This window comes from Kribbella sp. NPDC048928, from assembly GCF_043197975.1.
Lineage (GTDB): Bacteria > Actinomycetota > Actinomycetes > Propionibacteriales > Kribbellaceae > Kribbella.
The window spans coordinates 59,632-71,476 of the sequence record NZ_JBICUC010000010.1 but is presented as its reverse complement, the minus strand read 5'-3'; the positions used below and the strand labels follow the sequence as shown (position 1 = coordinate 71,476).

At 68.4% G+C, this 11,845-nt stretch carries 10 protein-coding genes; 6 read left to right on the top strand and 4 right to left on the bottom strand.

Annotated elements, in window-relative coordinates:
• The first annotated feature begins 107 nt into the window (after positions 1 to 107).
• Together ACGFI6_RS35410 and ACGFI6_RS35405 are read left to right on the top strand one after the other, a co-directional pair.
• Positions 108 to 2,357, top strand: coding sequence for a beta-galactosidase (locus ACGFI6_RS35410; protein WP_393126519.1), 2,250 nt, complete (start codon positions 108 to 110; stop codon positions 2,355 to 2,357).
• A gap of 37 nt (positions 2,358 to 2,394) precedes the next feature.
• On the top strand, positions 2,395 to 3,639 hold the full coding sequence (locus tag ACGFI6_RS35405) for a glycoside hydrolase family 1 protein (protein WP_393126517.1): 1,245 nt from the start codon (positions 2,395 to 2,397) through the stop codon (positions 3,637 to 3,639).
• Here ACGFI6_RS35405 and ACGFI6_RS35400 read toward each other — a convergent pair.
• A complete protein-coding gene (locus tag ACGFI6_RS35400; protein WP_393126515.1) occupies positions 3,614 to 4,480 on the bottom strand; it encodes a phytanoyl-CoA dioxygenase family protein in 867 nt (288 codons plus the stop codon). The genes ACGFI6_RS35405 and ACGFI6_RS35400 overlap by 26 nt on opposite strands.
• Positions 4,481 to 4,654: 174 nt before the next feature.
• Between ACGFI6_RS35400 and ACGFI6_RS35395 the strand changes: the two genes are divergently transcribed.
• Both ACGFI6_RS35395 and ACGFI6_RS35390 read left to right on the top strand, forming a co-directional pair.
• Positions 4,655 to 5,737 carry a hypothetical protein gene (locus ACGFI6_RS35395; RefSeq protein WP_393126513.1) on the top strand — a complete coding sequence of 361 codons (1,083 nt, stop codon included), beginning with the start codon at positions 4,655 to 4,657 and terminating at the stop codon, positions 5,735 to 5,737.
• A 32-nt stretch (positions 5,738 to 5,769) separates the two neighbouring features.
• Positions 5,770 to 6,708 (top strand): NAD-dependent epimerase/dehydratase family protein, encoded by a 939-nt coding sequence (locus ACGFI6_RS35390; RefSeq protein WP_393126511.1) that lies wholly within the window; start codon positions 5,770 to 5,772, stop codon positions 6,706 to 6,708.
• A gap of 7 nt (positions 6,709 to 6,715) precedes the next feature.
• On the opposite strand, the gene ACGFI6_RS35385 is transcribed toward ACGFI6_RS35390, so the two are convergent.
• From ACGFI6_RS35385 to ACGFI6_RS35375, 3 genes are all read right to left on the bottom strand, one after another.
• Positions 6,716 to 7,435, bottom strand: coding sequence for an SDR family NAD(P)-dependent oxidoreductase (locus ACGFI6_RS35385; protein ID WP_393126509.1), 720 nt, complete (start codon positions 7,433 to 7,435; stop codon positions 6,716 to 6,718).
• A gap of 90 nt (positions 7,436 to 7,525) precedes the next feature.
• The gene (locus ACGFI6_RS35380) at positions 7,526 to 8,596 is read right to left on the bottom strand and encodes a glycosyltransferase family 4 protein (RefSeq protein ID WP_393126507.1); all 1,071 of its coding nucleotides are present in this window, start codon (positions 8,594 to 8,596) and stop codon (positions 7,526 to 7,528) included.
• Positions 8,593 to 9,600 carry a YbhN family protein gene (locus tag ACGFI6_RS35375; protein WP_393126505.1) on the bottom strand — a complete coding sequence of 336 codons (1,008 nt, stop codon included), beginning with the start codon at positions 9,598 to 9,600 and terminating at the stop codon, positions 8,593 to 8,595. Before ACGFI6_RS35375 ends, ACGFI6_RS35380 begins: the two co-directional genes overlap by 4 nt.
• Before the next feature lie 116 nt (positions 9,601 to 9,716).
• Between ACGFI6_RS35375 and ACGFI6_RS35370 the strand changes: the two genes are divergently transcribed.
• Positions 9,717 to 10,523: a PIG-L deacetylase family protein gene (locus ACGFI6_RS35370; RefSeq protein WP_393126503.1), complete on the top strand. Its 807-nt coding sequence runs from the start codon at positions 9,717 to 9,719 to the stop codon at positions 10,521 to 10,523.
• Between the two features lie 106 nt (positions 10,524 to 10,629).
• Positions 10,630 to 11,844, top strand: coding sequence for an alpha/beta hydrolase family protein (locus tag ACGFI6_RS35365; RefSeq protein WP_393126501.1), 1,215 nt, complete (start codon positions 10,630 to 10,632; stop codon positions 11,842 to 11,844).
• The last annotated feature ends 1 nt before the right edge of the window (position 11,845 follow it).

Genomic DNA, 11,845 nt, shown 5'->3' with positions numbered 1-11,845 from the left:
GGTCACCAGTGCCTGGCGATTTGGGAGTGTAACCGGTTACAATCGCTACCGCCAGAGCTCGTCGCCCGACCCGGCCGGAGCGTTACCCGCACCGTTGGAGGAGCCTCGTGAGCACAGCAGCCGAGCGCAACACCCACCCTCGACCTGGGCAGATCACCCTCCGTGGTGGGCGAATCGAGGTCGGCGGGACGCCCAGCCTGCTGCTTGCCGGCGAGGTCCACTACTTCCGGTTACGGCGCGACGAGTGGGCCGGCAGGCTGACTCAGGCCAAGGACGCGGGGCTGGACACCATCGCCAGTTACATCCCGTGGATCTGGCACGAACTGCCGAACGGGGAGCTCGATCTCACCGGCCGGACCTGCCCGGAGCGGGACCTGCCGGCCTTCATCGATCTGTGCGGTTCTCTCGGCTTGCGGTTCCTCGCCCGGCCCGGCCCGTTCGTGATGGCCGAGCTGAAGAACGAAGGCGTCCCGCATCGCCTCTACCGGGAGCATCCGGACGCCCGGCCGACCGGCTGGGACGGTACGAGCGCGCCGACCGAGGACCTCGACTACCACCATCCCGGCTTCCTGACCGAGGCCGAGCGCTGGCTCGGTGCGGCCTTCGAGGTGCTGGCGCCGCGACAGGCTCCGGACGGCCCGATGGTCGGCGTCCAGCTGGACAACGAGGTCGGCATGCTCGCCTGGGTGTCGAACACGCCGCACCTGGATGACATTGCCATTAGCAACTTCTTGGACTGGCTGACGGATCGGCACGGTCCGGACGGGACCGCGAAGCTGCTCGGCGGTGATCCAGATCAGCTCGTGGCCGCCGTCCGCGGCGGCGGCGATCCGGCACAGTCGCTGGCCTTCCACCACGAGCTCGGCCTCTGGGCGCGGGACGACTTCGCCGGCTACCTGCGGCACCTCGAGTCGTTCGCGCGCGATCGGGGCATCTCGGCGCCGTTGCTGATCAACGTTCACGGCACCGGCGGCGGGCGCGGTACGACGTTCCCGATCGGGATCAGCCAGCTCGCTCCGGCGTATCGCGGCCGGGAGGGGGTGGTGGCCGGCTCCGACTACTACCTGGGCGAGTTGACCGTACAGAACGTCACCGATCTCTATCTCTGCAACGCGATCCTGGCCTGCGTCAACGGGCCGGACCAGCCGGCGACCTCGCTGGAGTTCGAGGTCGGGACCGGCGACTACGGCGACAACCTGGACGGTCTCAGCTCGCCGGAGTCCGGCGTGCACAAGACCCTGCTCACGCTCGGCCAGGGCAATCGGCTGATCAACTACTACCTGCTGACGGGCGGCCGGAACCCGGTCATCGAGGGCTCTCGGGACGACGGCATCCCGCGGATCGCCTTCACCGGCGAGCGGCACGGGTTCGCGGCGCCGATCGATCCCGAAGGGCGAACGACGCCGGCGTTCGACGCCCTCGCGAGCCTGCTCGAGGAGGTTCGGGAGTACGAGCCGATCCTCGCCACCGGACGGCAACTGACCGACGATGTGGGCTTCGGCTTCGTCGCCGATCACTATCTCACCGAGTACGCACACCCGGCGGCCGGGGACCGCCGCGAGCAGGTCGACGACCTCGAACGCCATCGTGGCTTCGGGGCGCGGGACGCGCTCGGCCGGGCGATCGTGCTCGGCGGCTATCACGTCGATGCCGTCGACCTGCAAGCGATCGCGGATCCGGCGTCGGCGTGGTCGGCCGGCACGGCGGCATCCGAGGCGCCGCGGACCATCGTCCTCGGTACGCCGCGCACACTCGGGCGGCAGGTGCAGCGCCGGCTCGTCGATCACGTCCGTGCCGGCGGCAACTTGTTGCTGACCGGCCTGCTGCCGGACCGCGACCACGACGGTACGCCGTGCACGATCCTCGCCGACGCGTTCGGTCTCGCCTCGGCCGGCGTTCGCGTTGACCGGCGGGACGCATCCGGACCGTACTGGCCGACGGTGACCGGTTCCGGCAGCTTCCCGCTCGACGCGGACCTGCGGGTTGCGTCGGCGCAACTGTTGCAGGCGCCCGCCGAGGCCACTGTGCTGCTCCGCGAACTCGGCTCCGGACTGCCGTGCGCGGTCCAGACGCCGCTGGGCGCCGGCTCGCTGATCTTTGTCGGCTGCGATTTCCCGGCCGCCCATCTCGGCAACTGGCATGCCTTGTTCGCAAGGCTCGGCGTACGGCCGCGGGTTCGGATCGACGCCGACCGAGCGGGCCTGGTGACCGTGCCCGTGACGTCTGAACACGGCAACCTGCTGATCACCGTCAACGTGGCGCCGTACCCGATCAACGCGTCGATCAGCGTCGACGAGCACGAAGTACAGCCACTGACGACCTTCCCCGCCCGCGGCCACAGCCTGCTGCCGTGGTGACCCCACGACCCTGTCCAAGTCGCAGAAAGGACCTCGTATGACCTCCTCGACTCCGGCGCCCCAGCACTTCCTCTGGGGTGCCGCGACCGCCGGCCACCAGACCGAGGGCGGCAACACCAACACCGGCCACTGGGTGCTGGAACACGCCCCGGACACCTGGGCGAAGGAACCCTCGGGTGATGCCTGCGACTCCTACCACCGGTACGGCGAGGACATCGCGCTGCTGGCGCAGGCCGGGCTGAAGGCATACCGGTTCTCGCTGGAGTGGTCCCGCATCGAGCCGGCCAAGGGCGAGGTGTCCCGGGCCCAACTCGACCACTACCGGCGGATGATCGACACCTGCCGCGCGGCCGGCGTCGAGCCGATCGTGACGCTGCAACACTTCACGGTCCCGCTCTGGCAGCACGAAGAGGGCGGTTGGTACGCCGATGACGCGGTCGACCGGTTCCGGTTCTTCACCGAGACCGCGGCGCGGATCCTCGACGACGTCAGCTGGGTGGTGACGATCAACGAACCGAACATGATGGTCAACCAGACCGAGGCCCGGATCGACACCGAGGTCGGCGTGAACTTCCCTGGCCCGTCGCCGCACGCCGCCCGGGTGATCGCCGAGGCGCACCACGCCTCGGTCGAGGTGCTGCGCGGCCTCGGCCACATTCAGGCCGGCTGGACGGTGGCCAACCAGGTCTACCAAGCGGTCCCGGGACACGAGAAGGATCGCGACGAGTGGGCGTACTGGCGCGAGGACTTCTTCCTCGAGCAGAGCCGCAACGACGACTTCGTCGGCGTGCAGTCCTATCTGCGCACGATCATCGGCCCGGACGGTCCGGTGCCGTTCGCGGACGGCGTCGAACGTACGCTCACCAACTGGGAGTACTACCCGGAGGCGCTCGGCCAGGCGCTGCGGCACACCCGCGACGTCACCGGCGGCGTACCGATGCTGGTCACGGAGAACGGCATGGCCACCGCCGACGACACCCGGCGGATCGACTACACCACAGGCGCGTTGAGCGGTCTCGCGGAGGCGATCGAGGACGGCTGCGACATCCGCGGCTACCTGCACTGGTCGTTGCTGGACAACTACGAGTGGGGATCGTTCGAGCCGACGTTCGGGCTGATCGCGGTCGACCGCGAAACCTTCGTCCGGACGCCTAAGCCGAGCCTGGCCTGGCTCGGTGAGCTTGCCCGCGGCAACGAACTCCCCCGGGTCCCGGAACGGCCGGAGGCCGCGGCCAACTTCGCCGCGGCCATAACGGCTATGCCGTCGGTTGCTCGACCCTGAAGCCCTGGCTGCGGAAGATGTGATCGGTCGGCTGCTCGGTGAACCGGGCGGCCGTGGTCAGCACCGGGTGGTCGAAGAACGCCTTGCTCGAGGCCGGGAACTCCAGTGGGGTCCCGGTCTCGAGCCAGTGGCTGACGTGCACCATGGCGATCATCGGCCGGGGCCGATCGGTGCGGTTCGGCATGCCCGCGTGCCACAGCCGGACGTCGCGGATCAGCACGCTGCCGCGCCGGATGTCCGGCTGGATCGGCGGCGAGATCTTGCGCCTGGCCTCCAACGCGTCCAGCGGCACCTCGATGTCACCACCGACGCCGACGGTGAGGTCGCGATGGGTGCCGGCCCACAGTTCGGTGGCCCCGTTCTCGGCCGAGACGTCGACGGTGGGTACGTTCACCACCAACTGCACCGGCGGATGCGGGGCCTCCATCGCGTCGGACGGCCACAGGTGACCCATGTCGGCGTGCACCGGCTGCCTGGTGTCGCTGGGCAGCGATGTGTTCCCGCTGTACATGACGTTGCGCAGTCCCGGCCCGAGGATCGCCGACGTCACCGCGATCGCCTGCGCATTCAGCAGTACGTCCTCGAACAGGTACGGCTCGAACGGCGGCGGATCCTGCTGGATGTTGCCCTGCGTCCAGTTGTACGGAGCATCGGGCCGGCTCCGGAGCAGCGCCAGATCGCTGATCAAACGTTCGTGCAGCGCGTCCAGGTGGTCCAGGTCGACCACGTCCGCCAGTACCACCATGCCGTCCGTACGCAGGGCGTCCAGCGCGGCCTGCAACCGCTCCGGCGCCAGCCCTCCGGCCCGCCGGTCAGATTCTTCAACGTCGATCGTGATCACGATGCTCCCGTCTCGCGAACAGGTTCAGTGATGATCACTTTGGCAGCGCGGATCGCGCCGGTGGAATGATCACCGTGGCAGGTCGATGTACGTTCTGGCGCTCCCCCGTTCGAGGGAGGCGGTTCCCTCCGCAGCAGGATGACCGGCGACCGCCCGGCGCCGAAGGTGGACACCATGACCATCTCTGCGGCGCCGAACCGAAGCGCGGACAAGCGTGTCACCTCCGCGGGTTACACAGCGTTGGGGTGGGTGGTCGTGTTCTTCGCCTTCCACATCTACTGGTACTGCGGCGGCTCGTTCGCAAGCCCCGGCAAACTCCCCTCGCTGAGCCCGGAGCCGAATCGCCTGGAGACCTCCGCGGGCGTGCACCGACTTGTGGCCTGGCTGATCAACGGAACCGTCGAGGCCGCCTGGCCGCTGGGCGCGCTGGTCTGCCTGACCATCGCTCGCGGATGGGCCCGAGGACGCCTCGCGTCGGTGACCCGCGCACTCGCCTGGGTCGGCTGCGTGGTCCTCCTGCTGCGCGGCGGCGCCGGAATCCTCGACGACGTCACCCGCGCAACCGGTGTCCTGGCGAACGGAATCACCGGCCTCTCCCTGCAGGACGAGACCGGCCATGCGCACCTCCGATGGTCCGACTGGGGCGTCGACTGGTACTTCCTTGCCGGCGGCATCATCTTCTCCGTCCTCGCTGTGCGGTACCGGACCCAACGAACCCACTCGCGAACTCGGACCACCGACGGCCCGGTGCCGCGCTGGGCCACTCGGCTCGCGCACCTCATCCCGTTCATGGTGCTTCCCTCCAGCCTGTGGCGCTTGGCTGCCGCGTTCGGCTTCCCCCTGGGCATGCTGACCAGCACAGGAGAGCTTGACGCCATCCGGGGCTGGCCCGCCGTCTACATCGCAACCATCAGCCTCCTGGCGGAGGCAGTCGCGCTGACGGCGTTCGGTTTGGTACGTCCGCTGGGGGAAGAGGTCCCGCGCTGGTTGCCGTTCTTCGGCGGCCGCACGGTTCGCCCGAAGGCTGTGATCGTTGCCGCGACGGCAGGAGCTGTGGCACTGATCTTGATCTGGACGGTCGGCTTCTGGGACGTCTGGACCACTGGTCGCCCGGGCGCCATGGCCAACTCGTTCTGGGCTGCCGTCTTCACCATCTGCTACGCACCGCTCAACCTCTGGGGCCCCGCACTCCTGCTCCTCACCTGGTCCTACCACCGCCGTGTCACAGGCCGGTGGGCTGTCTCGTCTCGGGGGTGACGACAGGTACTGAAATCGGGAAGGTGACAAGGATGCGCGTATTCGTGGCTGGTGGGACCGGGGCTCTCGGGCGGCGGTTGGTGCCGCAATTGGTTGCCCGGGGCCATCAAGTGACGGCGACGACGACGAGCTCGGCCAAGCTGGGTCTGTTGGAGAAGCTGGGCGCCGAGGCTGTGGTGATGGATGGCCTGGATGCGGTGGCGGTCGGAGAGGCGGTGGCCAATGCCCGGGCGGACACGATCGTGCATCAGATGACCGCGATCTCCGTCGGGCACGCGGGCAAGCCCGACATGAAGCACATGGATCAGTGGTTCGCGGGTACGAACCGCCTGCGTACGGAGGGAACGGACCACTTGCTGGCCGCGGCGGACGCGACCGGCGTGACGGGTTTTGTTGCCCAGAGCTACGGTGCGTGGAACGGGATCCGTCAGGGTGGCTGGGTGAAGACCGAGCAGGACCCGGTGGACCCGATGACCGGTACACCGGCGGAACCAGGCATGAAGGCGATCAGCCACGTCGAGGACGCCGTCGTGAAGGCCGGCGGCGCGGTTCTGCGGTACGGCTGGTTCTACGGCCCAGGTGCGAACGAGGACCTGGTCGCACCGGTACTGAAGCGACAGTTCCCGGTCGTCGGAGGTGGTGCCGGCTACTGCTCGTGGGTACACCTGGACGACGCGGCCGATGCAACGGTCCTCGCTGTGGAACAAGGTGCGCGCGGCACGTTCAACATCGTCGACGACGAACCGGCTCCGGCCAGCCAGTGGCTGCCCTACCTCGCCGCCTGCGCGGGAGCGAAGAAGCCGATGCGCGTCCCCAGTTGGCTGGCACGGCCGCTGGCTGGAGAAGTCGCGGTGTCGATGATGACGCAGGGCCGCGGCTTCTCCAACCTGAAGGCCAAGCGGGACCTCGGATGGGTCCTGCGCTATCCCTCCTGGCAGCAGGGCTTCAAGGCAGAGCTCTCGAAACCCTGAGCTACCTTCACCAGGCGACCGGGCCCAGGCGGTCGGTGAAGGTGCCGGTCGGTCCGTCGGCGGGGATCGTCGCCAGTCTGACGATGCAGTCGGTCCCCTCGGTGACGGTCAACTGACCGGTGTGGTGGTTCATGTCGGTCGCGGCGAACTTGCGGTTCGCGACCTCGCCGGGAGTGATGGCGTTGAACTTGATGTCCGGGAGCGCCTGGGCGTACCGGACGGTCAGCATGTTCAGCGCCGCCTTCGACGAACTGTAGGCGAGTTCGTGCATCTTCGAGACCGGCTGCTCCGGATCGGTCACCACGCCGAACGAACCCCCGGCGCTCGACACCATCACAACCCGCGGGTTCTCCGCCGCCTTCAGCAGCGGAAGGAACGCATGCGTGACCCTGATCGGCCCGTACACATTCGTGTCGTACACAGGATGGATCTCCGCGACGGTCGCATCGGCCGGCGTGATGGCGTGCCCCGGTGCGCCCGCGTTGTTGATCAACACATCCAGCCGGTCGGTGTGCTCCCGTACACGCAGCACAGCATCGGCCACCGACTCGTCCGAGGTCACGTCCAGCACCACCAGGACCACGTTCACGCCCTTGGCAGCCAGTTCGTCGGCGGCCGCCTTCCCGCGCCCTTCGTCCCGCGACCCGAGAAAGATCGTCCACCCCTGCTCCCCCAGCCGCCTGGCCGCCTCGAACCCGAGTCCCTTGTTGCCTCCGGTAATCAGCACAGAGGTCTGCTTGGCATCAGTCATGCCCACGAGACGCCGCTCGCCCCGTCCCTGTGACCTCCTGTGAACGACCTCACATCCCGTAGCAGCTCAGATGGTTCTCAGCGCGGCGGGAACGCGCTGCGCGGAGTAGGCCGCGAGGTGCTGGGCGAGCACGTTGGTCCAGGTCATGACCGGGTCCGTGGAGCGGTTGAACTCCTGGATTCGCGAGAGGTCGGCGGCGTTGGTCAACAGGCTCGCTGTGCTGGCCGCCATCTCGGAGTCGGTGTGTACGAGGTAGCCCTCGCTGCCCGCGCGGACGAACTCGCGGACGCCGCCGGAGGCCATCGCGACGACCGGGAGCCCGGCGCAGCGAGCTTCGAGTGCCGCCACGCCGAACGACTCGAGCTCCGCGGGCGCCAGGTAGACATCCGCGGACGCGTAGAGCTGCTGGATCTCGAAGCGGGTCAGGCGACCCGGCAGCTCGACCCAGTCGCCGAGCCCGCGACGCCGTACGGCCCTCGTGACGGTGGCTGCCTGCGGTCCGTCGCCGACGAGAACAGCACGAAGTGGGACTCCGGAGGGTACTTCGGAGCGGATCTGTTCCAAGATCGGCAACATGGCCATCGGCCGCTTGCGCCGCGCCAGCCGCATCGTGCTCACGATGGTGAGCGGACGGTCCGTACGGCGAGGTTGCCGCCACGGTGCCGGGTCGACACCATTGTGCAGAACGCCGATCGGCCGCTGCGGAAGGTGCTTCTGCAGTACGCGCGCCACCGTCTCGCTCACCGCGGTCCATTGCACATTGCCGACGTACCGATCGATCTGCGCGACCGGCCACGGCGTCGACGGGCTGGGGAGGGAGTGCAGCGTGAGAAGCGGGTTGTCGGACAGCCGCGCGGCATGCCAGGCAAGCGGTGACACCAACGAGGAATGGCAATGTACGACATCGAAGCGGCGCAACGCGGCGTGTAACCGATCGACCGCTGCCGGGAGGGGTACGCCGGCGAGGGCCGGCAATCGGACCACCGGGATGCCTCCGGCCACCGAGGACCCCTCCGTGATCGTGAAGACGGTGACGTCGTGGCCGGCGCGGATCAGGTGGACGGCGAGGTCGTGGACCTGCAGTTCGATGCCGCCGAGCCGGGGAAGGTAGCAGTCACTGACGAGCGCGATCCTCATCCGGTCACTCCGTCGAGCGAACTAGGACCGGTTCGGCGCTGGAGCCAGGACCAACCGGCGAGCAAGACACCGCCGACCGGGATCTCCATCAGGTACGTGAACCCGCGGAACAACAGCAGACCGGCGGCAACTCCGGCCGGATCGCCACCGAGCGCGACCAGCGCCGCAGTCGTACCGACCTCGACGACACCGGCGCTGCCCGGCGTGATCGGCACCAGCGTGAGGAGACGTTCTACAGCCAGCGCCGTGAAGAGGACGGGGATGCTGAGCGGTACGTGCAGCACGGCGAAGCACAGCCAGAGCAGTGCGAGCTGCAGCGCGAGGTACGCGACCATCCCCAGCGTCATCGACTGCCAACCGTCGCGCATGAGCCGCAGGATCAGCAGGCGCAGCCTGGGCAGCCGACGCTGGAGGTGGGTAGGCCGGATCACTCCGAGGACCTTGTCGAGCGCTCTGCCGACACCAGCGGCTGCCCGCTCATCAGCGAGGATCCAGACACCGCCGAGGACCGCAAGGGGCACCGGGAGGAACAGGAGGCTCGCCGGACCGAACGCGTGCCCACTGTGCAGGACCGGGATCAGGCCGAGCGCGAGAGCGATCACACCGAGCTTGGAGACGACGTTCAGCAACGTGGTCACGGCGAGGAACCCACCGAACGCGCCCGGGGTGAAGCCCCAGCGGCGAATCATGGCGAAGTTCAGCGCCGTACCTGCCGCACCGCCGAGCGGCAGCACGTTGGCGACGGCGCTCCCGGTCAGGCTCAACGTCAGGCCGCGGCGCTTCGTCAGTCCTGGCAGGGACGCGGCCAGGACGAACGAATGCGCCCAGAGACCGGCGATCCACACGATCGTCAGCAATGCCAACGATCCGACGGACAGCCGGTCGAGCACAGATCCGATCCCGCTCCAGGTCGCACCGACCGCTCTGGGCAGGAAAATCACCAGAGCTGCCGTGATCAACCCGCTCAGCACGGAGGTCAGCAGACGTCGTCGCGCGCGGAGCACCGTCACACCTCCGGCCGCTGTTCGTTCTCGCTCATCGAACACAGCGTGGTACCCGAGCCCTGAGAGGGTGCTGAGAGCAACTAGCCCCACGGCACGCGGCGTGCCATCCTCGGAGAATGGCCAGATCCTTCACTCTGGTGGCGTTTCACGCACACCCGGACGACGAGGCCCTGCTGATGGGAGGCACCCTCGCGCGCCTTGCCGCGGAAGGGCATCGCGTCGTCCTGGCGGTCGCCACCGACGGTGAGGCCGGTGCGGCTGCGTCGGCGTACCGGTCCGGGCCTGGGCTGGCCGCGTTCCGGCGCGATGAGCTGGAGCGATCAGCTGCCGCGCTGGGCTGTGCGCGCGTCGTACGGCTCGGGTTCAAGGACTCCGGGTCGTCCGAGGTTCCGTACGACGAAGGTTTCAGTACGCTCCCGGTCGAGGACGCGGCCGCGCCGTTGATCGAGCTGCTGCGCGAGGAACAGGCCGACGCGCTGACAATCTACGACCCGGCCGGCGGGTACGGGCATCCTGATCATCGGCAGGTCCATGCCGTCGGTACGTACGCCGCCGAGCGCGCCCGTACGCCATTGGTGCTGGAGGCAACGATCGATCGGCACCTGATCCGCCGGCTGATCCGGATCGTGGAGGCGATCCCTGGCATCCTGCCCGGAGTATCCACCGCTGCCTACGACAGCGCCTACGCCCCCAGCGCCGCGATCACCCATCGAGTCGACGTACGGCGCTATGCGACGCAGAAGCGCGCCTCGTTCGCAGCCCACGCCAGCCAGGCAAGCTCCGACGGCAGCGCCCGAACCCTCGCCCTCCTCCTCAAGCTCCCCCAATGGCTCTTCCGCGCGCTGCTCGGCCGCGAATGGTACGTCGAACACGGCCGCACCCCAGCCGCACCCTTGGACGACCTCTTCGCCTCCCTGCGCTAACCACCAGCGCGACTCAGCTCTCCCTCAGTTGGCCGTAGCTTCGGTTGCTGCTGGCCTCCACCGGTCTAGTACGCAGTACGTAGTACGTGGTGTGTACTATGGCCGCATGGTCAAGCTCGGGAAACGCAGGTGGCGTTGGCCGCGAATCGTCGCGGCTGTCGTCGGAGGGCTGCTGGTGGTCTGCGGCTGGTACGTACTGGTCGTCGGCCTGCTCAGCTCACGTTCGACGGACACGCCGGCATTGTCCGGCCCGTACAAGGTCGGCCGGACGAGCTTCGAATGGGCGGACAGTTCGCGGACCGACCCGTTGGACGCCGAGCACGGGCCTCGACGGCTGGCGGTCTGGCTGTGGTATCCGGCGCCCGGATCCGCGCAGGGCAAGGCGTTGACGTACACGCCAGGACTTTGGTCGCGACTTGCGTTCGGGAAACCGGTCAGCTGGTTCGAGAGCGACTTCAGCAGGATCAAGATCCACGCAATCAGTGGGGCGCCGGTCGCCGGCGGACCGTTCCCGGTGGTGGTTCTCGAGCCGGGGATGGGTTTCTCGGCACCGCAGTACACCGTCCTCGCGGAGAGCCTGGCGAGCCGCGGCTACATCGTGGCCGGCCTCACGCCGACCTACAGCGCGAACGTGACCGTCCTGGGCGGTCAGGTCGTCGGCAGGAACGCCCAGGGCAATCCCCCCGAGCTGGGCGCGCATACCGGCACCGCACAGCAGACCGGCGACCGGTTGGCGACAGAGTGGGCGGCGGACGCGCATTTTGTCGCTGATCAGGTCACGACACTCGGGACGACCGGCCAGTTCGCCGGCAAGGTCGGATCGAAGGTGACCTACGTCGGTCACTCGTTCGGCGGGGCGTCGTCATTGGAAGCCTGCCGCACGGACCAACGCTGCGCCGGCGCGGTCGACTTGGACGGCACCCAGTTCGGGGCTGTGGTCGGCAAAGGCCTGCAGGCGCCGTTCCTGATGCTGGGCTCCGAGGACTCCTGCATCACCGGCACGTGCGGGCCTGTAGGCCACGACGCCGGGGGCGAGGTCGAGACGGCCGCCATGTTGCTCAAGGCAAGCACAAGCCAACGGTGGCTGGTGACGGTGTCAGGTGCCCATCACCTGAATTTCACCGACTACAGCACCTACTTCGTCGCTCCCCCGCTCCGGGGGCTGCTGGGCCTCGGGAGCATCAACGGCAAGCGCCTGCTCGCGATCCAGGACGACTACGTCGCCACCTTTCTTGACCATGTCACGCGCGGTACGACGGCATCCGGGCTGGACGCACTACCGGACAAGTACCCCGAGGCCAAGGTCCGCGGGCCGAAGTGAA